The sequence below is a fragment of the Nocardiopsis sp. NPDC055551 genome, from assembly GCF_053619415.1.
Genome location: NZ_JBSHJJ010000005.1, coordinates 301953 through 323132 on the forward strand (window position 1 = coordinate 301953; position 21180 = coordinate 323132).

At 70.6% G+C, this 21180-nt stretch carries 17 protein-coding genes; 10 read left to right on the forward strand and 7 right to left on the reverse strand.

Annotation, left to right across the window (positions count from 1 at the left end):
• Positions 1 to 5: 5 nt before the first annotated feature.
• Entirely contained in the window at positions 6 to 2153 is a 2148-nt protein-coding gene (locus tag ACWGSK_RS11735; protein WP_452455809.1) for an elongation factor G-like protein EF-G2, read from the reverse strand.
• 182 nt (positions 2154 to 2335) lie between these two features.
• On the opposite strand from ACWGSK_RS11735, the gene ACWGSK_RS11740 reads away from it, so the two are divergent.
• Genes ACWGSK_RS11740 through ACWGSK_RS11750 form a run of 3 tightly spaced genes read left to right on the forward strand, consistent with a single transcriptional unit; the run spans position 2336 to position 5843 of the window.
• Complete coding sequence (locus ACWGSK_RS11740) at positions 2336 to 3724, forward strand: CPBP family intramembrane glutamic endopeptidase (RefSeq protein WP_452455810.1); 1389 nt, start codon at positions 2336 to 2338, stop codon at positions 3722 to 3724.
• Between the two features lie 20 nt (positions 3725 to 3744).
• The gene (locus tag ACWGSK_RS11745) at positions 3745 to 4563 is read left to right on the forward strand and encodes an alpha/beta hydrolase (RefSeq protein ID WP_358513314.1); all 819 of its coding nucleotides are present in this window, start codon (positions 3745 to 3747) and stop codon (positions 4561 to 4563) included.
• Positions 4564 to 4595: 32 nt separating this feature from the next.
• Complete coding sequence (locus ACWGSK_RS11750) at positions 4596 to 5843, forward strand: MFS transporter (protein ID WP_358513312.1); 1248 nt, start codon at positions 4596 to 4598, stop codon at positions 5841 to 5843.
• Positions 5844 to 5920: 77 nt separating this feature from the next.
• On the opposite strand, the gene ACWGSK_RS11755 is transcribed toward ACWGSK_RS11750, so the two are convergent.
• The 3 genes from ACWGSK_RS11755 to ACWGSK_RS11765 all read right to left on the reverse strand — a co-directional run bounded on the left by ACWGSK_RS11755 (position 5921) and on the right by ACWGSK_RS11765 (position 8591).
• Positions 5921 to 6877 carry a coiled-coil domain-containing protein gene (locus ACWGSK_RS11755; RefSeq protein WP_358513310.1) on the reverse strand — a complete coding sequence of 319 codons (957 nt, stop codon included), beginning with the start codon at positions 6875 to 6877 and terminating at the stop codon, positions 5921 to 5923.
• A 257-nt stretch (positions 6878 to 7134) separates the two neighbouring features.
• A complete protein-coding gene (gene def / locus ACWGSK_RS11760; protein ID WP_358513308.1) occupies positions 7135 to 7692 on the reverse strand; it encodes a peptide deformylase in 558 nt (185 codons plus the stop codon).
• An 86-nt stretch (positions 7693 to 7778) separates the two neighbouring features.
• Complete coding sequence (locus ACWGSK_RS11765) at positions 7779 to 8591, reverse strand: aminoglycoside adenylyltransferase domain-containing protein (protein ID WP_358513306.1); 813 nt, start codon at positions 8589 to 8591, stop codon at positions 7779 to 7781.
• Between the two features lie 846 nt (positions 8592 to 9437).
• Here ACWGSK_RS11765 and ACWGSK_RS11770 point away from each other — a divergent pair.
• Together ACWGSK_RS11770 and ACWGSK_RS11775 are read left to right on the forward strand one after the other, a co-directional pair.
• Positions 9438 to 10115 carry a sirohydrochlorin chelatase gene (locus ACWGSK_RS11770; RefSeq protein ID WP_452455811.1) on the forward strand — a complete coding sequence of 226 codons (678 nt, stop codon included), beginning with the start codon at positions 9438 to 9440 and terminating at the stop codon, positions 10113 to 10115.
• A gap of 253 nt (positions 10116 to 10368) precedes the next feature.
• Positions 10369 to 11289, forward strand: coding sequence for an aminoglycoside phosphotransferase family protein (locus ACWGSK_RS11775; protein WP_358513302.1), 921 nt, complete (start codon positions 10369 to 10371; stop codon positions 11287 to 11289).
• A gap of 44 nt (positions 11290 to 11333) precedes the next feature.
• Here the strand turns inward: ACWGSK_RS11775 and ACWGSK_RS11780 are convergent, their stop codons facing one another.
• Positions 11334 to 12011, reverse strand: a complete 678-nt coding sequence (locus tag ACWGSK_RS11780) for a response regulator transcription factor (RefSeq protein ID WP_358513300.1) — start codon at positions 12009 to 12011, stop codon at positions 11334 to 11336.
• Entirely contained in the window at positions 11992 to 14535 is a 2544-nt protein-coding gene (locus ACWGSK_RS11785; RefSeq protein ID WP_358513298.1) for an ATP-binding protein, read from the reverse strand. The genes ACWGSK_RS11780 and ACWGSK_RS11785 overlap by 20 nt, the downstream gene beginning before the upstream one ends.
• 242 nt (positions 14536 to 14777) lie before the next feature.
• On the opposite strand from ACWGSK_RS11785, the gene ACWGSK_RS11790 reads away from it, so the two are divergent.
• Entirely contained in the window at positions 14778 to 15686 is a 909-nt protein-coding gene (locus ACWGSK_RS11790; RefSeq protein ID WP_452455812.1) for a hypothetical protein, read from the forward strand.
• Positions 15687 to 15777: 91 nt separating this feature from the next.
• On the forward strand, positions 15778 to 16452 hold the full coding sequence (locus ACWGSK_RS11795; RefSeq protein ID WP_452455813.1) for a hypothetical protein: 675 nt from the start codon (positions 15778 to 15780) through the stop codon (positions 16450 to 16452).
• A 54-nt stretch (positions 16453 to 16506) separates the two neighbouring features.
• Here the strand turns inward: ACWGSK_RS11795 and ACWGSK_RS11800 are convergent, their stop codons facing one another.
• A complete protein-coding gene (locus tag ACWGSK_RS11800; protein ID WP_358513292.1) occupies positions 16507 to 18153 on the reverse strand; it encodes an FAD-binding oxidoreductase in 1647 nt (548 codons plus the stop codon).
• 17 nt (positions 18154 to 18170) lie between these two features.
• Between ACWGSK_RS11800 and ACWGSK_RS11805 the strand changes: the two genes are divergently transcribed.
• The 3 genes from ACWGSK_RS11805 (at position 18171) to ACWGSK_RS11815 (ending at position 21069) form a co-directional block, all read left to right on the forward strand.
• Positions 18171 to 18779 carry a TetR/AcrR family transcriptional regulator gene (locus ACWGSK_RS11805; protein ID WP_452455814.1) on the forward strand — a complete coding sequence of 203 codons (609 nt, stop codon included), beginning with the start codon at positions 18171 to 18173 and terminating at the stop codon, positions 18777 to 18779.
• On the forward strand, positions 18776 to 20299 hold the full coding sequence (locus ACWGSK_RS11810) for a glycerol-3-phosphate dehydrogenase/oxidase (protein ID WP_452455815.1): 1524 nt from the start codon (positions 18776 to 18778) through the stop codon (positions 20297 to 20299). Before ACWGSK_RS11805 ends, ACWGSK_RS11810 begins: the two co-directional genes overlap by 4 nt.
• Before the next feature lie 218 nt (positions 20300 to 20517).
• A complete protein-coding gene (locus ACWGSK_RS11815) occupies positions 20518 to 21069 on the forward strand; it encodes an ATP-binding protein (protein ID WP_452455816.1) in 552 nt (183 codons plus the stop codon).
• Positions 21070 to 21180: the final 111 nt, after the last annotated feature.

Genomic DNA, 21180 nt, shown 5'->3' on the forward strand with positions numbered 1-21180 from the left:
ACGCCCTAACGACGGCGTATGTGATCGGGCAGACGTTCGTGGCGGAGGTAGTCGCGGGTGAACTCGCCGGTGCCGTGCGAGACCGACCGCAGTTCCACCGCGTAGCGCACGATCTCCAACTCCGGGACCTGCGCCCGGACGCTCACCCGGCCGCCGTCGACCGCCTCGGTGCCCACCACCCGGCCACGCCGGGCCGACAGGTCGCTGAGCACCGCTCCCAGATGGGCCTCGTCCACCTCCACGGTCACGCTGTCCACCGGTTCCAGCACCGTGCGGTCACAGGTCGAGGCGGCGTCGCGAAGGGCCAGACGCCCAGCCTTCTGGAAGGCCATGTCGGAGGAGTCCACCGAGTGGGCCTTGCCGTCGTACAACGTGACCCGCAGGTCCACCAGCGGGTGGCCGTCATCCACCCCCTCGGCCATCTGTGCGCGCACGCCCTTCTCCACTGATGGGATGAACTGGCGCGGCACCACACCGCCCACGATCCGGTCGACGAACTCCAACCCCGCACCGGACTCCAGCGGCTCCACCCGGATCCGGCAGACCCCGAACTCACCGTGGCCACCGCTCTGCTTCACGTTGCGGCCGGTGCCCTGGGCGGGCATGGAGAACGTCTCCCGGAGCGGGACGCGGATGTCGTCGGTGCGGACCCGCACGCCGTCCCGGTGTTCCAACCGATCGAGGGCCGCGTCGAGGTGCGCTTCCCCCAGGCTCCACAGGACCATCTGGTGGGTCTCGGGGTCGACCTCCACCCGCAGCGAGGGGTCCTCGGCCACCAGTCGGGACACCGCCCGGGAGAGCTTGTCCTCGTCCGAAGAGGAGACGGCGGTGAGCGCCACCGGCATCATCGGATCCGGGAACGCCCACGGGGACACCCGCAGCGGGAGTTCCGGCGAGGAGAGGGTGTCGCCGGTGCGCGCGGCCGGTAACTTGGCGACCGTGCCCAGGTCACCGGCGATCACCGCGTCGACGGGGCGGGCCTCGCGGCCCAACGGAACCGACAATGCGCCGATCCGCGCGTCGTCGCCGGTGCGGTCGAGCTCGTCGGAGCGGCCCAGGCTCGAACCCATTCCGTGGCCGTGCAGGTGCACTGCGGAATCCGGGGTCAGGGTGCCGGAGAACACCCGGACCAGGCTCATCCGGCCCACGTACGGGTCGCCGGTGGTGCTCAGGACCTCCGCCACCAGAGGGCCGTCCGGGTCGCAGGACAACCCCTCCACGGGGCGCCCGTCCGGCCGGACCACCGTCGGAAAGGGACGCCGGAGTGGATCGGGGCAGGACAGCGGAAGTTCGCGCAGCAGCTCCCGGACCCCCACGCCACGGGTGGGACTGAGCGCCAGCACCGGATGGAACCCGCCCGCCGCCACCGCCTGCTTCAGGTCCGCGATGAGCAGGTCCGGGTCGAGGGTTCCCCCTTCCATGTAGCGCTCCATGAGCGCCTCGTCCTCGCTCTCGGTGATGACCTCCTCGACGAGGGTCTCGCGGAGCGGCCCCGCGGCCTCGACCAACCGGTCCGGCGCGAGACGCGAGATGGGGGCGGACCCGGGCCCGCCCCCATCGGAGTAGTCGTAGTAACGCTCGGAGACCAGTCCCCACAGGCCCACGAGCGAGCGTCGGTCACCATCGCCCTCGAACGCGGGGACGTAGGCGGCGTGCACCCCCGAACCGAAGGACTCTCGACACTGGGCGACCACGCCCTCGAAGTCGGCGCGCGGGTGGTCGATCTTGGTGACGGCCACCGCTCGCGGCATGCCCACGGCGGCGCACTCGCGCCACAACAGTCGGGTGCGGCCGTCCACCCCGTCCAGGGCGGAGATCACGAACAGGGCGGCGTCGGCGCCGCGCAGGCCGGCGCGCATCGCCCCGATGAAGTCGGCGTATCCGGGGGTGTCCAGCAGGTTCACCTTGACCCCGTCCACCATCACCGGGCTCACCGTGAGGTGCACGGACCGGTGGCGGCGGATCTCGACGTCGTCGTGATCGCTGACGGTCGTGCCCTCTTCCACGCTGCCGGGGCGTCGAATCTCCCCGGCGGTGAGGAGGAGCGCCTCGACCAGGCTCGTCTTGCCGGCCCCGGTCGGGCCGACGAGGGCGACGTTGCGGATGTTCTGGGGCCGGTCGGCCCTCGGTGCTGCTACGGCTCGATCTACCATCCCTGCTACCCAGCCCTTCGGGGTCCGGGTGGTGGTCTCCAGAGCCACCACCGAAAGTGTGACCTGTGACACTCTCTACGGTCGCGGTTCACCGGCCTGATCACAAGGGGAGGACCGATGATCATCCACGGATGGAGACTTCGGGGCGCTATGACCCGAGATGGTCTTCTAGGCTATGCCCCGTGCCTTGGTCGGAGATCCTTCCCCAGTTCAGTCTCACCGGGACCCTGTTGACGGTCCTGCTCCTGTTCTTCGCGGCGGTCGGTGAGCCGCTTCTCGGGAGACGCGCGTTCTCGTGGCTGTCCCGCCGCGAGGGCGACGGCCGCGCCCTGGAACTGCTGTACGCCGTCACGATGGGCGTCCACATCCTGTGGGGCGTGCTCGTGCTCGCGGTGGTGCTCACCTCGCCGGAGCTGCACCCGGTGGACCTCGGGCTTCGCTTCCCCGACGCGTGGGGTCCGATCGTGGGTGGTGCCCTCGGTGGCCTGGTGGCGTTGCTCGCCTTCTGGCTACTGGTCAACGGCATGCCCACCAAGGAGCGGTTCCCGGCCCTTGGGAAGCTGCCGGCGCTCGGCAAGAGGAACAGGAAGAAGGGGAGCGGCGACGACGCCTCGGAGGAGTCGCGCGGGCGCAGGGGCCACCGTGGTCACCGCGGCCGCCGGGCGCCCGCCAAGCCCATGACGTTGCCCGACCCGGGTCGTCGCCAGTACCTGCTGCTGCCGCGCACCACCAAGGAACGCGCCCTGGCCGCGGGCATGGCCGTCACCGGTGGTGTGTTCGCCGAACTGCTCTACCGCGGACTGTTCATCGTCCTGGTGGCGAGCATGGACGTACCGCTGTGGATCGCCGCGGTCCTGTCGGTGGTGCTGTTCTCCCTGGCCCACCTCTACCAGGGCTGGTGGGGGCTGGTCAGTGCCGGTTTCTCCGGCACGCTCTTCACCATCCTGTACCTGGGCACGGGCAGTCTGGTCGTGCCGATCCTCGTACACGTCGCCCTCAACCTGCGCTCGATCGTCTTCCCACCGGCCTCGGAGTTGGCCAAGGCCGACGAGTACGCCGCCTACGAGGACGACTACTACGACGACGAGTACGAGGAGGGGTACACCGGCGAGTTCGAGGCGGTCGAGGGCGCGGCGGAACCCCAGGAGGCCACCGGGGTGACGCCGGGACAGGGTCCGCCCGCGGGTACCCCGCCGTTCGGGAACCCCGGGCCTCTCGGAGCGCCCGCTCCGCAGGGTCCGCCTCCCGGTGTTCCAGGCAACCCCTATGGCGCGCCGTCCCATCAGGAGCCTTGGCCCGGGAGGCCCGGACCCCCGCAGCCGCCTCTGCCGCCCCAACAGCCACAACAGCCCCAACCGCCCTACCGGCAGGGCCCGCCACCGAGCACTCCCTACGGCGCCCCTCCACCCCCGCCCGGGCACGTCCCCGGCGACTTCCTCTCCGACGACCCGACCCCCTATCCGGGGGCCGGTCGTGACCAGGACGGACGCCGACTCCACCCGGACGAGTGGATCGATCGGCGCTATCGGCCCGGGGACGACACACCGGGGTCGGGACCGACCGGCCGGTGATGATCGGGCACGATGGAACGGTGTCCGACACCACCGACCATCACACCGCACGTTCGCGGGAGCACCGTTACCGACTCACCACCTCCGACGGGGTGGGAATCGACGCCGTGCTGCTGCGCGGCATCGAACCCCGCACCACCGCCGTCGTCCTGGCCAACGGCTTCACCGGCAGCCATCAGAGCCCGCCCACCCGGGGCATCGCCGAGGGACTGATGTCCGTCGGCGACGTCATGACCTTCGACTTCCGAGGGCATCACGGCTCCGGGGGACACAGCACCGTCGGCAACGCCGAGATCCACGACCTGGAGGCCGTCGTGGGTCGACTGCGCGAGCTCGGCTACCACCGGATCGCCACCGTCGGGTTCTCCATGGGCGCGGCCGTGGCCATCCGCCACGCCGCCATCTACGGCGGAAGCACCGCGGTGGTCTCGGTCAGCGGCCCCAGTCGCTGGTACTACCGGGGCACCCGGGCCATGCGCCTGCTTCACCTGGCCATCGAGAAAACGCTGGGCAGGGCCATCCTCCGACGCTTCCGCAAGGTCAGGGTCACCGACCGGCACTGGAACCCCATCCCGGCCGAACCGCGAGAGATCGCCGGCCAGGTCGCGCCCGCGCCCCTGCTGGTGGTGCACGGCGACTCCGACGCCTACTTCCCCGTCACCCACGCCACGGCCATCTACGACGCGGCGCGCCACCCCAAGGACCTGTGGATCATCCCCGGCATGGGGCACGCCGAACGGGCGGTCGATCCCGACCTCGTGTCCCGTCTGCGCGAATGGCTCGACGAACGGCTCCACGAACGGAGCGACGGAGCGAACCGGGACGAAGAGGGTGTTTAGACAGTACGTGTCGACCCCGGTACAAAGGGGGGATGATCCGATCCGGTTCTCCCTCTGGGAGCGTCACCTCCTCCGCTGACATCCCTGGGCTGAGGGGCCGCGGATTCACGCTCCTCATCCTGGCCACGGCGGTGGGCCTGTGCGGCTTCGCGGCGGTGCTACCGCTGGTACCCCTGTGGGCCTCCCGTGGTGGCGCCGGCGAGTTCGGCGCCGGGGCCACCACGGCCGTCTTCATGCTCACCACGGTCCTGACCCAGTTGGGCATGCCCTGGCTGCTGGATCGGGCCGCCGGTTACCAGTGGGCGTTCCCGGTCGGCGCGCTCATCATGGGCCTGCCAACGCCGTTGTTCGCCCTCACCACCGACCTCGGCCCGCTCATCGCCGTGTCGGCGGTTCGGGGTGTCGGGTTCGGCATGGTGAGCGTGGCCGGCACCGCGTTGGCCGCCCGCCTGGTGCCCCCGGCCCAGGTCGGCAGGGCCACCGGCTACTACGGTCTGGCCGTGGGACTGCCACAGGTCGTCATCCTGCCCGGTGGGGTGGCGCTCGCCCTGCAGTTCGGCTTCGACACCGCGTTCTGGCTCACCGGGATCTGCGGAGTGGTGGCCGCCGCGCTGTCCTCGGGGATCCTGTTCGCCGACGGCGGCCGCAACCGGGCCGTGCTCCGCTACGCGGGGGAGGCCCCCCAGGACGCGCGGCCGGCACCCCGTGGCCTGCCCCTGTTCGCCGCCCTGGCCGCGCCGCTGGTCCTGATGCTGGTGCTGTCCTCGGCGGCCAGTGGGATCGTCACCTTCCTCGCCATCCCCTTGGAGGAGTCGGCCTGGCTGGTCAGCGCCCTGCTGGCCGGGTACGCGCTGTTGTTGGTGACCGGGCGTTGGACCGCCGGGGTGCTGTTCGACCGGCACGGCCGCACGATCCTGCTGCTGCCCGGAGCGATCGTCGCGGTGCTGGGCATGGGGCTGCTCGCGGCGGGTCTGTGGAGCAACGGCGACGCGGCCCCCGGCGTGATGACGGCCGCGCTGGTGCTGTCGGGCGCCGCCCTGTTCGGTCTGGGCTTCGGCGCGGTACAGAACGAGACCGTCACCGTGATGCTGGAGCGGGCCGGTCCCACCGGACACGGCCGGGCCAGCGCGGTGTGGAACATCGGATACGACGCCGGCACCGGCGCGGGCTCCGTCGGGTTGGGTCTGGTGATCCAGCTGCTCGGCTACGGGCCGGCGTTCGCGGTGGTCACCGTCGCCCTCGCCGCCGTCGTCCCCTTGGCCCTTCGCCGATCCCGCTGACCGGCATGGGGCGTGCGAACGATCCGTTGACTTCCTCCCCACGGCTGAAGCCGGGGGTCTGCGCCGCTAAGAAATGATCAGTATGAGCTGATGTGCACGTGGTCGTAGTGGTTCTGGGTCAGGTCGCCGCGGTCGTTCATGAACGTCCACTGGCGTGAGGTCGACTGCCAGATCTGCTGTTCCCAGATGATGTACTTGATGCCCAGTCGGTCGGCGTTGGCGATGCCGTAGTCGGCGATCTGGGTTCCCAGCTGACGGTTGGCCTCGGAGGGGGAGGCGCCGTTGGCGCTCATCATGAAGTCGCAGGCCCGGCCATCACCGTGGTCGTCGGCGCTGGGGCGGAAACAGCCCACGGGGAAGGGCGCGCCGAACTCCATGATGATCTCGTCGCGGATGGCCGCCATCCGGGGCTGGGTCTGGTCCCAACCGCCGCCGCGGGCGCTGTCGGGGATGGTGCCGTCGCCGGGGGTCTCGGGAACCTGCTCCGCCTCGTACTCGGCGATGCGCTCGGTGACCTCCTCGCGCTCCTCCTCAAGGGTGTCGATGAGGTCGGAGGCCTCCGCCAGCTCGCCCTGGAGCTCCTCGGTGACCGTGGCCTGGTCGTCGCGCAGGTCGATGAGGTCGGTGATCTCCTCGGCCTGGCTCTCGCCCAGGTAGCTGACGGTCGCGGCGTCGGCGAACATCTCCTCCGGCTCGCTGGAGAACACGATCTGCAGAGTCGGGTCGAAGCCGTCGCTCTTGTACTGGGCGGCGGCGATGGCGGACACCCCGGTCCGCGAGCCTTCCAGGCGCCCTTCGAGTTCTTCGAGGGTCTCCTCGGCCTCGTCCACCCGGTCCTTGATCTCGGTGAACTGGAGCAGTTCGCCGTCGTAGGACTCCTCCAGCTCTTCGGCGCGCTCGGTCAGTTCGTCGATGTCCACGTCGTCGGGGTCGGCGTGGGCCACCCCGGACAGGCTCAGGAGGGTCGCGGCGCCGACGGTGGCGGCGGCCAGTGGCAGGGCGCGTCGTGAGGCGTTGCGAGGAGTGGAAGTCATGTGGGCTCCGGCGATGGTCTGAGGGCGTCGGCCATGCCCGAGGACGGTCCGTCTTCCGTCACGGGAGGGGCAGAGGTGCCTCAGCCGACCATACGAGATCGTGGTGTTATGTGCACTGTGAGTTGACTCGTGAGGATGAGGAGGAGAGAGCGGGGTCTGTCCGAAGATACCCGGGGAGTACGACCACAACGGCACGTACCGGCCGGTAGGGGAGCGGCCCCGGGGCCGGAGTGGCCCCGAGGCGGGTCAAGCGAGGGTCAGGAATTGCCGCCGAAGGCGCTGGGCAGGCGCACCGCGGTGGTCGGCGCGGGCTTCTCCGCGGGCAGGAACCAATCCGAATGACGGATGTCGCGCAGCGCCCGCTTGCGGTCCTCGGGGGAGAGCCGGTCGATGTAGAGCATGCCGTCCAAGTGGTCGGTCTCGTGCTGTAGGCACTGGGCCATGAGCCCGGTGCCCTCCACGGTGATCGGCTCGTTGCGCAGGTCCACGCCCTTGACCACGGCCCTCTGGGCGCGCTCGGTGCGGTACCAGAGGCGGGGGATGGACAGGCAGCCCTCGTCGCAGTCCTGGAGTTCCTCGGACAGTTCCACGATCTCGGGGTTGATCACGTACCCGATGCGATCCTCGACGGCGTAGCTGAACACCCGCGAGCCCACGCCGATCTGGGTGGCGGCCACCCCGGCCCGTCCGGGAGCGTCGACGGTGTCGAGCAGGTCCCGCACCAGCTTCTCCGTGCGCTGGTCGAAGGTGGTGACGGGGGTGGTCTTGGTGACGAGGACTGGATCGCCGAATCGGACGATGGGGCGCATGGTCATACGACCCAGAATAGTCGTGGGGCATGACCGAGGGGTACCGAGGGAGAGGACCACGGCGTGGAAGGTGCCTCAAGGGGCGCCCTGGCTCAGGTGACCAGACCGGGGCGCAAGGACTCGTCCAGGACCATCTCGATGTAGTCCAGGGCGGCGCGACGACGGGCCAGCGCGCTCTCGTACAGGGAGGGCGACCGGGCGCCGCGACGCACCCGTAGGCACTCGTTGACGATGCGCTGCCAGCGCTCGGGGAAGGCGTGCAGTGCGTAGGCGCCCGCGCCGGACTTGGAGGTGATCTCGCCGGTCTTGAGGGTGAAGTGCAGGCGGCTCACGCTGAGCACGCTCCAGGACGGGGCGAGGGAGCCGAGGACGGCCAATCCGCGGGGGGTGACCAGGCGCCCGGCCTTCTCCCGCCAGCGGCGCCACTGCTCGTCCAACGACCCCAGGGACCAGGTGCGCAGGCTCTCGGGTTCGTCCCAAACGTCCAGTTCGGCCGGGTGGGGTCCGCGGACGGTGACGCCGCGCTCGGCCAGGACGTGCCAGGTCACCGGGTTGACGTCGGCGCTCGCGCGGGTGCGGAAACGACCGTTGATGACGGAGGGGACGGGGCCGCACTCGGAGGGGTCGCGTCCCAGCTCGCCCCAGGTGACGTGGATTCCGTTGAACTGCGGAGCGGACACCTGGTGTCTGGTCCGGTGGTGGATGCGGCGCAGCGCGTCGAGTTCCTCCCCCACCGGGTGGCGTTCGGTGACGATGACGAAGTCGACGTCGCTGGTGTGCGGGCGGAAATCGCCGAGAGCGACCGAGCCGGTCAGGTACAGGCCCTGGACGAGACCGGGGGCCTCTTGGTCGGCATTGGCGAGAAAGGCCTGGGTCAGCGTCTGCACCCGAGGGTGGACGGCCATGCTCACTCCAGTCTGGACGGCTCTGCGGACGCGAGGCGTTACGGATGTGGGGGATGCGACGGTACACCTGTCGGCGGCGCCGGCTCGCGGCGACGGAGGTGGACCGGGGGCGATCGAGGCCCTGGGGAGTCACCCCGTCGAGTTCAAGTGTGGCCGGCGTCGGGGCGGGTTGGCAAGTGATGACACCGGACTCGCACCCTGTCTCCCCACGTCAAGTGGTGTGCGGGTATGGGGGTGTGGGGGAGTTCGCACCCTTGACACGGCTCTTTCACGCGTGGTAGTCGAAGTTGGCTCGTCTCGGGCGGGCGCGTGGCGGTTCTCGGGGGGGGGTACGGGGTGCCGGCGGCGTGCGCACCGAGCGTGATCGCAGGTCCCCGGGCCGATGGAATTTCCCCGAGCATTCCCTGGCACGTGCAAATGTGCCGTGCATTTGCATTTGCGCGGACATGTGGTGATTTCTCTGGAGAAGTCCCCACTGAAGTTGTGTTCGCCGTCGCCCGTGGGTGAGGGGGTGTGGTGTTCGACAACTTCCGGCGATTGGCGGATCGACGGGTTTTTCCCGGAACAAAGGTGTTGCCGCAGATCATCCCTGTTGTCAGGGGTTCGGATGGGTGATCCGTGGGTCGCCCGGGTGGAGAGGGGGCGACCGGCGTCACTTTCCCGGAAGTGGACAGGGCGTCGGTTTTAGAGGATTGTTATGGTTCACCAATGAATCCCCTGGTGATAACCATAGCAGCCATTGCTCACTGTTCTTCGCGGCGTAACACCGGAGAACCTCCCTGAAACCACACCTCATTACGTTCGGTGGGCAACGGCGGTTCATGAAGCGATTCCAAGGAGCCATGGATGGTCCCCACGATGGTCCTCGTAGCCGATGATTCGAGTGACGCGCAGCGCCGGGAGGCCCTGCGCGGGCTGGCCGAAGCGGTCGCCGAAAGAGGTGAGGTGCCCGTCACGGCGGCCTTCGGAAGTCCCGCCGAGGTCGACGAGAGGATCCGCTCCGTGAGCGGACCCAAGGTGGTGGTCCCCGCCTTCGTCGCCGGTGGGGACGTCGCCAGTTCCCACATGTTCTCCCGGCTCGACCTCACCCGGCTGGAGGACTCCTGCCGGACCACGCCACTCGGTGCGGTCCCTTCGATCGTCGCCGACCTGGCCGGCCGCCTCGCCGAGTCCGGTCGGCGAGCCGAGGACGGTGTGGTCCTGGCCGCGGACGGCACCACCGGTACCGAGGAACGCCAGGTGGTCATGGACGTGGCCCGGATGTTGAGCAGGCGCCTCGATTCCCCGGTCCAGGTCGGTTACCTGCGCACCTGGGCGCCGTCGGTCCACGACGCCGTCGACCGACTGCGTCGTGACGGGCGCGACCGCGTCGCCGTCGCCGCCTGGCACCTGGTGGAGGGACCGGACTTCGACCTGCTCCGCGAGCTCGACGTCACCGCCCTCACCGCGCCGCTGTGGCCGTCCGACCTGGTCGTGGACACCCTGCTGGCCCAGCACCGGGCCGCCAAGGGCCGCCTCACCTGACGTGCACGGACGAACACCCTCGATGACGAAAAGAATACGAAGCGTCGAGATTTCCGTTACCCGGACCGTCGAGATGGGTATATGCCTCAGGGGCGGGAACTCCCCGTGCCCGCGGCATGCTCCCCGCCGCCGTGTCGACACCCACGCGGTGCGGCGACGGTCCGGGCGGCTCCCTTCCTGAAGCGGGGCGGACGCGGCGGCTCGGCGCTCGGACCTCGACAAGTGTCGAGGGGGCCGAATCTAAGGTGGATCCATGAACGACGTCACAGCGCGGTTCGTCGACGAACGGCAACGCCGTCGGCTGATACGGCGCTTCGGCGGCCACGTCGTCGACTGGCTGGCCGGGCTGCCCTCGGTCGTCGAGAGACTGGCGGCGGAGTGGCGACTCACGGTGGAGGGACCGGCTCCGCACGGCCGTACCTCCGTCGTCCTCTACGTTCGTCGCGCCGACGACACCGAGGGCGTCCTGAAGCTCTCCCCGGACAGCGGTCTGGCCGTGGCCGAGGCGGGTCTGCTGCGCATGTGGGGTGCTTCTCGGAGGGTGCCCGACGTGTGGGCGCTCGACGCCGGTCACGGTGCCATCCTGATGGAACGTGTGGAGGGCGACACGGTCGCCGCCGGCGGCGTGGTCCCGCCCATGGAGACCATCGGTGGTCTCATCGCGCGGCTGCACGGCGTGGAGGTGAGCCCGGACCAGCGCGCGGAGCTGCGCCCGCTCACCGCGCGCGTGCAGTTCCTCTTCGACCGGTGGAGCCGAGAGCGCCTGCAGGGACCGGCGGCCGAGATCGTGCCCGCCGCCCTGATGCACCGAGCCAGTGCCCAGGGCCGTGACCTCGCCAACGGTGACGTCGACGTCGTCCCCCTCCACGGTGACCTGCACCCGGGCAACGTCATCGACGGCGGCCCACGGGGACTGGTGGTCCTGGACCCGCACGCCTGCCTGGGCGACGGTGCCGTGGACGCCGTCGACTGGACCCTGTGGAAGGCCACCGACATGGCCGAGGTGGAGCGCCGCGTGAGCGTGCTCTCCCAGACCATGGAGGTGGACGGCGACCGGTTGCTGGAGTGGGCGCGCGCGTTCGCTCCGTGCATGGCGGTCGCCAAGGCCAACCGCGGTCAGGTCGGAACACCCGAGTTCGAGCTGCTCATGAACCTGTGCCACGTGCCCGCCTGACACCCCCGCCGCACCGGACTCGGGGACGCGCGTCCAGGGGGCGGTCAGGTGTCGCGTTCGAGGCGGTAGCCGCGGCCGGCCTCGGTGATCAGGTGGCGAGGGCGGGAGGGGTCCGGTTCGAGCTTGCGACGCAGCTGGGCCAGGTACACCCGCAGGTAGTTGGTCTCGTTCTGGTAGGCGGGTCCCCACACGTCGTGCAGTAGATGGCGCTGGCTCACCAGGCGGCCGACGTTGCGGGCCAGGATCTCCAGGATGTGCCATTCCGTGGGGGTCAAGCGCACCTCTGCGCCGTCGCGCAGCACCCGCTTGGCGCCCAGGTCCACCTCGAAGGCCTCGGTCCGCACGATCGGGGCCTCCTCCACCTGAACGGCACGGCGTTCGGCGGCGCGCATTCGGGCCAGCAGCTCGTCCATCCCGAACGGCTTGGTCACGTAGTCGTCCGCGCCCAGGTCCAGGCAGCGCACCTTCTCACCGGCCGAATGCCGGGCCGACAGCACGATGATCGGCACCTGTGTCCACCCGCGCAGCCGTTGGATGACCTCCACACCCTCCATGTCCGGTAGTCCCAGGTCCAGCAACACCACCGTGGGCAGGTGGTCCTCCACCAGGCGAAGCGCGCTCGCCCCGTCCTTGGCGGTGTCCACGTCATAACCTCGGGCTCGCAGGTTGATCCGCATCGCGCGGATGATCTGCACGTCGTCGTCAACGACCAGGACCCGCATCGGCCCGCCTCTCGTCTTCCTCGTCAACCGGTGTCACCGCACGCAACGTGATCACCATCGTCAATCCGCCGCCCGGCGTGTCCTCGGGGGCCAGGGTGCCGTGCATCGCCTCAACGAAACCACGGGCGACCGCCAACCCCAGACCCACGCCCGTGCCCTGGGGCGCGTCGCCCAACCGCTGGAACGCCTCGAACATCCGCTGCTTGGCCTCGTCCGACACCCCCGGGCCCCGGTCCACCACCCGCAACTGCACGTACCCCTCGTGCGCGCTGGCCGAGACCAGCACCGGGGAGCCGGGGGCCGGGTTGTAGCGCACCGCGTTGGTCACCACGTTGGCCATCGCCCGCTCCAACAGCCCCGCGTCCACCCGCACCCGAGGCAGTTCGTGGGGCACGTCGACCACCACCGAATCGCCCGGAATCCCCAGCAGGGTCGCCGACAGGACGTCGTCCAGGTTCTCCGGCCGCAGGCGCGGAATCACACTCTCGGTCTGCACCCGGCTCATGTCCAGCAGGTTCCCGATGAGCCGGTTCAGCCGGTCCGCCGACTCCTCCACGGTTTCGAGCAGCTCGGACCGATCCTCGTCGGACAACTCGATGTCGGTGGCGCGCAGGCTGGACACACTCGCCTTGATCGAGGTCAACGGGGTGCGCAGGTCGTGCGAGACCGCCGCGAGCAGCGCGGTGCGCATCCGGTTCCCGGCCGCCTGGGCGCGGGCCTCCGCCGCGTCCCAGGCCAGGCGCTGCTGTTCCAGGGCGATGCCCACGTGGGTGGCGAACGCGCCGAGCACCCCGCGGTCGGCGGCGGGCAGGACCCGGCCCCGCAACGCCAGAACGATGCTGTCGGACACCGGCACCAACGCGTCCGAGTCCTCCGGTGAGTCACACGCCGGGGCGCCCACGCTGTGCACCGGATGCCAACGGTCGTCGTCCAACCGTTCCAGGAGGGTCGCCGAACGTTGTCCGAAGGTCTCCCGGATCCGCCGCAGCAGCGCCTGTAGGGGCTCGTTCCCGGCCAGTACGCTCGCGGCCAGCACCGCGACGGCGTCTGCCTCGGCGCGGGCGCGCACCGCCTGCGCCGAGCGGCGGGCGGCCATCTCCACCATCACCGCCACCAGGGACCCGACCAGGAGCAGCGCGGTCATCGCCAGGAAGTTGTCGACCGACACCGAGGGTCTGTCGTGCAACGGTGACAACAGCACGGTGAGCAGCACCGCGCTCCACAACGCGGAGGCGATCGCGGGAGGCAGACCGCCCACCGCGGCGGTCACCACCGTGATGAGCAGCAGGAACAGCGGGTCGGAGGCGGGGCCGACCTCCGAGAAGAACGGCAGCGCCAGGATGAGGGTGACCAGCGGCGGAGCCATCAACGAAAGCGTCCATCCCCACACGCGGCGGTGTTCGTTCAGCCCCCGACCCGGAGCGGGCAGCAGCCACCGGCCGCCGCCCACCTCCTCGTGTGTGACGATGTGCACGTCGATGTCGCCGGACTCGCGGGCCACTATCGCGCCCACACCCGGACCGAACACGTACTGCCAGGCGCGCCTGCGGGAGGAACCCAGGACGATCTGGGTGGCGTGCGCGCCCCGGGCGAACTCCAACAGCGCCGACGGCACGTCCGTCCCCACCACCTGGTGGTAGGTGCCGCCCAGTTCCGCGAGCAGTCGACGTTGGCGCAGGAGTTCTCCGGTGGGTCGTTCTCCCAGGCCGCTGGGCGGGATCACGTGCACCGCGATCAGATCGCTGGGTTGCGGACGACCGCCGCGGGACCGGTCGGCGACCCGTGCCGCCCGTCGGATCAGCGTCTCTCCCTCGGGTCCGCCGGTCAGTGCCACGACGACCCGTTCCCGGGCCTCCCAGGTGTCCCGGATCTTGTGCTCGCCCCGGTACCGGGAGAGTCCTTCCTCCACCCGGTCCGCGGTCCACAGCAGCGCCAGTTCCCGCAGCGCCGCCAGGTTGCCCTCGCGATAGAAGTCGGCGAGGGCGGCGTCCACTCGTTCGGCGGGGTGCAGGTCGCCGCGGGCCATACGTCGGCGCAGTTCCTGCGGGGTGACGTCGACCAGTTCGATCTCCTCCGCCGAACGCACCACCCGGTCGGGCACGGTGTGCTCGGGGCGCACCCCGGTGATCTGGTGGACGACGTCGTACAGCGACTCCAGGTGGTGGATGCCGACGGTGGAGAGAACGTCGATTCCGGCGACGAGCAGCTCCTCCACGTCCTGCCAGCGGGTCGGGTTGGGCGCCCCCGGTGGGTTGGGCCTGGCCAGGTCGTCGACGACGACGAGTTCGGGGGCGCGGGTGATGACGGCGGCGGTGTCCATGGCCCCCGAGGTGTGCTCGGGAACGGTTTCGAGCCCACGCAGCAGGGCCGCCGTGTCGACTCTGCGGTGGGTGTGCACCGCGCCGATCACGATGTCGGTGCCGCGTTCGGCCCGGCGACGGGCTTCGGTCAGGGCGTGGTGGGTGGTGCCCACCCCGGGTGCCGAACCCAGGTGGATGCGGAGTCGTCCTTTCACGCCACCCATTGTCGACGGGTTCGGGGGCGCGGGGTGCGGGAACGGCCATGATCCGCGTGCGGGGAACCCGCGGCGGGTGGCTCGTCCTGGAGGGCGAGCGCGCCTGCTCGGTCGGGACATCGGCCTGTTCCGGCCAATGACGGTGATCACCGTCGGTATGGGGCCGGCTGTCTCCCGTGTCGGATAAGACTGGAGTTCCCCCGGAACATTCCGGATCACGACAGCCGACACGAGGACGACGAGGTTCCCCCATGGGTCAGCCCCCGCCCCAACCCGGTCCGCAGGGACCATTCCCCGGACAACCCGGACAGCCCGGACAGCCGCCGCAGGGTCCGCCGCCCGGATACGGGCAGTATCCGCCACAGGGCCCGCCGCCCGGGTACGGGCAGCAGCCCCCACAAGGTCCGCCCTCCGGGCACGGGCAGTACCCGCCGCAGGGTCCGCCGCCCGGGTACGGGCCGCCGGGTCCCGGCGGCCCGGAGCAGCCCAAGAAGAAGACCGGTCTGATCGTCGGCGGCGCCATCGGCGCGGTCGTACTGATCGCGGCGATCGGCGGGATCGCGGCGTGGGCGGCCTCCGGTGGTGAGTACGTCTCCATGCCCGACGACTGCGCACTCGTGTTCGAGGGCAACTCGCTGGAGGACTCCGACTTCGGTCCGATGCCCTCCTTCGACGGTGGCTTCGACCCGGAGGGCGGCTCGTCCGACGGTTCCTACGGTGAGATGTCGTGTGAGGGCGAGTCCGGTGACCTGATGGTCTCCTTCCACGTCGAGCTCTTCGACATGGAGCACCCCGACACCGAGGAACAGCTCCAGGAGATCCTGGAGGAGGAGTTCGACCCGGCGGAGGAGTTCGGAGCGGATGCCACCGAACCGGGTGTGGTCAGCGACCTCGACCTGGACTACGGCCCCGAGGGGCAGGTTCTGTGGGACGAGAGCAGCATCGGTGAACGCGGCATGACCGTGGTCTCGATCATGGACGGTGGCGAGTTCGGTGAGGGCGGCGGCTTCGGCGCGAGCGTGTTCCTGTCGGGCAACGCGGCCGGCGCGGTCGTGATCGGCACGAACAGTGGCGGTGTCGACATCGAGACCGTGTACGCCACCATCGAGAGCAGCGCGTCCGACCTGCAAAGCCGTATTTCGAGGGTCGCCGAGAAGTGACCCCCTCCGTTCGGCGGGTCCGAGGGTCTTCGAACTCCGGGCCCACCGAACGAGTATCCCGACCGACCACCGAGACAGACGGAACCCACGAGTGAACACGCCCCTTCCGGAATCCGGCCGCTCACCCGAGCGGAGCCGCCGCCTTCCGTTCGCCCTGGCCGGCGTCGGCGCGGCGGTGGCACTGGCCCTGGGCGGGCTGTACGTGTGGTCGAACGACACCCGGGACGAGGGCGTTTCCCTGCCCGGGGACTGCGCCGACCTGCTCCCGGTGGATCTGGCCGAACGTCTGCCCGGGGCGGGGGAGACCGAGTTGGGCGGCCAGATCCGGGACACGGTGGAGGAAGAGGACGTGCTCAAGGTCGCCCACTGCGAGGCGGCCGACGACGTCGACGGTGACACCGCGCACTTCAGCCTCCAGGTGGTGCTGTACGACCCCGCCGAGGAGGAGAGCGTGCGCCGCATGCGGGAGTCCGTCGCCCAAGGACGGCTGGCCCGTGAGGACGACGACTTCGAGTCGGAGTACGGTGACCCGCCGATGCGCGCGGTGGAGTGGCGTTCTCTGTCGGTGGGCGACGGGGGATACGCCACGGCGTCCGGACCGGTGGACGAGGAAGGGACCGACGAGCTGTGGTCCTCCCTGGAGTACTCGTTCGACAACGCGCGGGTGAGCCTCTTCCACCGCACGGATGGTCCGGTGGATCCCGTGGAGGACCTGGACGCCTTGGAGGACCTGGCCGTCGAGGTCACCGAACGGCTGGGCGGGTAGGGCCCCGCGAGGGGCCCCACCCGCTCCGGGCTCACCGGTCCCGCGGGAGCGGGGTCAGGCGTCGGGGATGAGCTTGCCGGGGTTGAGCACGCCCTCCGGGTCCAGCGCGGACTTCACCGCGCGGAGCACGTCGGCGCCGAGCGGGCCCAACTCGTCCGTCATCCAGGGCCGGTGGTCGGTGCCCACCGCGTGGTGGTGGGTGATGGTGCCGCCGTTGGCGACGATCGCGTCCGAAGCCGCTCGCTTGGCCTCGGCCCAGCGCGCCGACGGGTCCTCGCCCGCACCCGTGGCCACCGTGAAGTACAGGGACGCCCCGGTCGGGTAGGTGTGCGAGACGTGGCACAGCACCACCACGCCGCTCACGTCGTCGTCCAGCGCGCCCGTCAGGGCGTCCACCACGGCCCGGTAGAGCGTCTCCAGGTCACTCCAGGTCGCCGCGGTCTCCAGGGTCTCGGCGAGGATGCCCGCGGACAGCAGGGAGTCGCGCAGGTACGGAGTGGTGAACCGGGTCTCGCGCCAGTGTGCCACCGGGGCCGACCCCAACGGGGTGCCACCGGCCGCCACCATGACCTCGCGCACGGCGGCCGCGCGCGCCGTCACGTCGGAGTCGGTGCCCTCGAAGCCCAACACCGCCTGGCAGCCGGGCGTGGCCTCACGACCGGCCAACGCGGCGTTCACGAACGTCTCGGTCTCGTCGGACAACCGCGCCATGGTGGGGCGCACGTCCGATTGGGCGAGCGTGCGCAGCGCCGCCACGCCGGTCGTGTAATCGGGGAAGGACCAGGCCTCGTCCAGGACGCGTTCGGGTCGGGGCCGCACGCGCACGGCGACCTCCGTGATCACGCCCAGGGTGCCCTCCGAACCCACCATGAGCCGACGCAGGTCGGGGCCGGCGGCGGAGGCGGGCGGCCCTCCCAACTCCAGGGTGCCGCGCGGTGTGGCCACCCGCATGCCCACGACCATGTCCTCGAACCGGCCGTAACCGGAGGAGGCCTGGCCGCTGGAGCGGGTCGCGGCGTACCCGCCGATGGTGGCGTACTCGTAGCTCTGCGGCATGTGTCCCAGGGTCAGGCCGTGTTCGGCCAGCATCGCCTCGGCGTGCGGGGTGCGCACACCGGCGCTCAGCACGGCGGTCAGGGAGGTGGTGTCCAGGGACACCAACCGGTCGAGCCGTCGCAGGTCCAGGGAGACGACCGTCCGGAAGTCACCGCGGATCGGGGTGAGGCCGCCGACCACGCTGGTGCCACCGCCGAAGGGGACCACCGCCACGCGCTCGGCCGAGCACAGCGCCAGGAGCCGTTCCACCTGTTCGTGGTCGGCGGGTGACAGCACCGCGTCGGGCGCGAGGTCGGTCCGACCGGAACGGCGGGCGAGCAGGTCGGGCGTGCTCTTGCCGCCGCTGCGACGCAGCCGGGTGGGCCCGTCGGTTCGCACGTGTTCGGCGCCGACGACCTCTGCGAACGCGTCACGGAGACGTTCGTCCAGGCGGGTCGGGGGCAGGACGACGTCCTCCTCCGGGACCGGGGGCATGTCCTCGGTGCGGGTGCGCAGGACCTGTGTGATGAGGTCGCGCGTTCCGGGGTCCAATCGGGTGGCCCGCCCGGGGTCGCCCCAGGCGAACCAGCTCATCTCCGGTGCGGTGTCGGTGCTCCCGGTGGCGTCGGTCGTTCCGGCGGGGGAGTCTTGCGCATCGTGGGTCATGCTCTACAGTTTTACACATGGCGTCAAAACGTAACGTAGAGGACGAGATCCTGGACGCGGCCCGCGCCTGCGTGGAGTCGTTCGGTGTACGACGCACCACCCTGACCGACGTGGCCCGCCGCGCCGGGGTCAGCCGGCCCACCGTGTACCGCCGCTGGCCCGACGTCACCGCGCTCGTCGCGGACCTGCTCACCCGCGAACTCCGCCACATCCTCATCGCCGAGGAGATGGCGGCCGGGAGCGACGTCGCCGAGGAGAGCGTCCGCTCGGGCCTGGTGCGACACGCCACCAGGGTCGCCCGGGCGATGCTCGCCCACCCCCTCGTCGGCCGGATCATCGACACCGAACCGGAACTCCTGGCCACCTACACCTTCCACCGGCTCGGTAGTAGCCACAAGGCCGCCCTCGAACTGGTCGAACCCGCCATCGCGGACGGCCAGACCGATGGCTCCATCCGGGACGGCGACCCCGTGGTCCTGGCCCACCTGGTCATGGTGACCGTGCAGAACACCGTCACCTCCCATCGCCTGTTCGCCGAGGTCCTCGACACCGACGGGCTGGTCGCCGAACTGTCCGTCCTGCTGGACGGCTACCTGCGACCCCGAGAACGGAAGGAAGGCCCATGAGCCGGTCCACATCCCTGAACGCGACCCGCCGCACGACCGACCTCGCCGACCTGGAGGCCCGTCCCGACGTGGACCTACTGGTGGTCGGTGGAGGCGTCACCGGAGCCGGAGTGGCCCTGGACGCCGCCTCCCGGGGGCTGTCCACGGTCCTCGTCGAACGCGAGGACCTCGCCTTCGGCACCAGCAGGTGGAGTTCCAAACTCGTCCACGGCGGTCTGCGCTACCTCGCCAAGGGGCAGGTCGGCATCGCCTACGAGAGCGCCCGCGAACGCGACGTCCTCATGCGCGTCACCGCGCCCCACCTGGTCCGTTCCTTGCCGATGGTGATCCCCGTGCACCGGGACACCGGCCTGGCCCGGACCTTCGCCGTCCGCGCCGGAATGGGCGGCGGAGACCTGCTGCGCATGCTCTCCGGCACCCCCTCCTCGGTCCTGCCCGGCCCCCGGATGCTCAACGCCCGCCAGACCCGCCGCCTGCTCCCCGCGGTCGACCCCGACGGTCTGCTCGGCGGGATCGTCTCCTTCGACGGTCAACTCGTCGACGACGCCCGGTTGGTCATCGCGATCGCGCGCACCGCCGCCGGTGAGGGCGCTCGTGTCATCACCCGCTGCTCCGCCGAGAGCATCACCGCCGACGGCGTCCTCCTGCGCGACGAGACCGACGGGCGGCTCGTCCCGGTGCGTCCGCGTGCGGTCGTCAACGCCACCGGTGTGCACGCCGACGACCTCGACCCGCGGATCCGACTGAGCCCCAGCCGCGGTACCCACCTGGTCCTGGACGGCGCGGTGATGGGCGGCCCCCGTGCCGCGTTGACCGTGCCGTTGCCCGGCAGCGTCAGCCGGTTCGTGTTCGCGTTGCCCCAGCCCGACGGTCGGATCTACGCCGGGCTCACCGACGAACCCCTTGAGGGTCCCGCCCCTCGGGTGCCCGAGGTGCCCGATTCGGACGTGGACTTCCTCCTGGCCCAGTTCAACCGGGCCTTGTCCACCAAGCTGACCCGGGACGACGTCATCGGCTCGTTCGCCGGGCTGCGCCCGCTGCTGCACGGGGACGGCTCCACCGCGGAACTGTCCCGTGAGCACCTGGTGTCGGTGGCGCCCAATGGTTCCGTCACCGTGGCCGGCGGCAAACTCACCACCTACCGGGCGATGGCGGAGGAGGCCGTGGACGCGGCCGTCGCCGAACACCGACTCCAGGCTGGCCCCTGCCGCACCCGGGAACTGCCGCTGGTGGGTGCGGCCTCCCACGAGGAGCTCGACGACCTCGACGCCCCGCGCCACCTGGTCTCCCGGTACGGGACCGAGGCACCGGCCGTGATGGCCGAGGCGAAGGACGACCCCGAACTGCTGGTTCCGGTGGCCTGCGGGGTCACCCCGGCCGAACTGCGGTTCGGGGTGCGCCACGAGGGCGCCATGGACGAGGCCGACCTGTTGGAGCGGCGCACCCGTATCGCACTGGTGCACACCGACCGCGACCGTGCCGAGGCCGCGGCCAAGGAGGCCCTGGTCTCGGTGGGGTAGGGGAGGTGGGGGAGCGGGAGACGAACCGGCCGAAGTCGTGGCGATGGCCCGATGGGGCCGAGGAATTCGGGGACTCACCACACCGGGGGCCTCTGGTCCGCCACGATGTGATCGCGTATGGTCATACCGGTTCGAGCCCCCTCCCCCCTCGAAGCCTCCGCGGCCACCCCCGCTATGGTGCGCACGCCCGTTGAGCCGTCCCGCCCTAGGAGTCATTCATGCCCACGCTCGTCGCCGTGCCGACCCTCACCAGCACCGAGGAAGACGTCTTCGCGGGGGTCCCGGACGAGTACCGGCACTACTTCAACGGTCGGGTGCCCGTACCGTTCACCAAACGCCACTGGGAGTTCGCCGGTGAGCCGGTGAGCGTGCCCCTGGTCAGGGCCTTCCTGGAGACCTGCGCCGCCGGTCGGGACTCCGACTACCGGTACGTGCTCACCCTGTTGGGCGCGGAGCTGGCCACCAACGCGATCCGGCACAGCCGGTCCGGTGAACCGGACGAGACCTTCGTGATCCGGGTGGATCGCGGCCCGAACGGGATGACCGTGACCTGTCGCGACAACGGGATGCCCACCAGCGCGGTGGAGGGCCGGGGCGGGCTGCTGATCGCAGCCTCGCCGGAGGACCGGCTCACCGCGGAGGACGGCCGCGGGCTGGCCCTGATCGACAGCTTCGCCACCACTTGGGGCGACAACGGCCACCCGAGCATTCGCAAGGTGTGGTTCCACCTGGCCTACGACCTCACCGGAAGCTCCTGGCCCGCGGCCTGATCCCGCGTAAGGGCCGCCCCTGAAGGCCTCGCCGCCGAGCTCACGTGACCCTTGCCAGGCGGGGTGACCCATGCCACTATCTCTACCTGCGGGTAGCTTGTGGCGTGCGTC

Excerpts from the sequence above, each read along its gene's own strand:
- ACWGSK_RS11735 (WP_452455809.1), bottom strand. The coding sequence starts at position 2,153 with ATGGTAGATCGAGCCGTAGCAGCACCGAGGGCCGACCGGCCCCAGAAC.
- ACWGSK_RS11750 (WP_358513312.1), top strand. The coding sequence starts at position 4,596 with ATGATCCGATCCGGTTCTCCCTCTGGGAGCGTCACCTCCTCCGCTGAC.
- ACWGSK_RS11755 (WP_358513310.1), bottom strand. The coding sequence starts at position 6,877 with ATGACTTCCACTCCTCGCAACGCCTCACGACGCGCCCTGCCACTGGCC.
- def (WP_358513308.1), bottom strand. The coding sequence starts at position 7,692 with ATGACCATGCGCCCCATCGTCCGATTCGGCGATCCAGTCCTCGTCACC.
- ACWGSK_RS11765 (WP_358513306.1), bottom strand. The coding sequence starts at position 8,591 with ATGGCCGTCCACCCTCGGGTGCAGACGCTGACCCAGGCCTTTCTCGCC.
- ACWGSK_RS11770 (WP_452455811.1), top strand. The coding sequence starts at position 9,438 with ATGGTCCCCACGATGGTCCTCGTAGCCGATGATTCGAGTGACGCGCAG.
- ACWGSK_RS11775 (WP_358513302.1), top strand. The coding sequence starts at position 10,369 with ATGAACGACGTCACAGCGCGGTTCGTCGACGAACGGCAACGCCGTCGG.
- ACWGSK_RS11780 (WP_358513300.1), bottom strand. The coding sequence starts at position 12,011 with ATGCGGGTCCTGGTCGTTGACGACGACGTGCAGATCATCCGCGCGATG.
- ACWGSK_RS11785 (WP_358513298.1), bottom strand. The coding sequence starts at position 14,535 with ATGGGTGGCGTGAAAGGACGACTCCGCATCCACCTGGGTTCGGCACCC.
- ACWGSK_RS11790 (WP_452455812.1), top strand. The coding sequence starts at position 14,778 with ATGGGTCAGCCCCCGCCCCAACCCGGTCCGCAGGGACCATTCCCCGGA.
- ACWGSK_RS11800 (WP_358513292.1), bottom strand. The coding sequence starts at position 18,153 with ATGACCCACGATGCGCAAGACTCCCCCGCCGGAACGACCGACGCCACC.
- ACWGSK_RS11805 (WP_452455814.1), top strand. The coding sequence starts at position 18,171 with ATGGCGTCAAAACGTAACGTAGAGGACGAGATCCTGGACGCGGCCCGC.
- ACWGSK_RS11810 (WP_452455815.1), top strand. The coding sequence starts at position 18,776 with ATGAGCCGGTCCACATCCCTGAACGCGACCCGCCGCACGACCGACCTC.
- ACWGSK_RS11815 (WP_452455816.1), top strand. The coding sequence starts at position 20,518 with ATGCCCACGCTCGTCGCCGTGCCGACCCTCACCAGCACCGAGGAAGAC.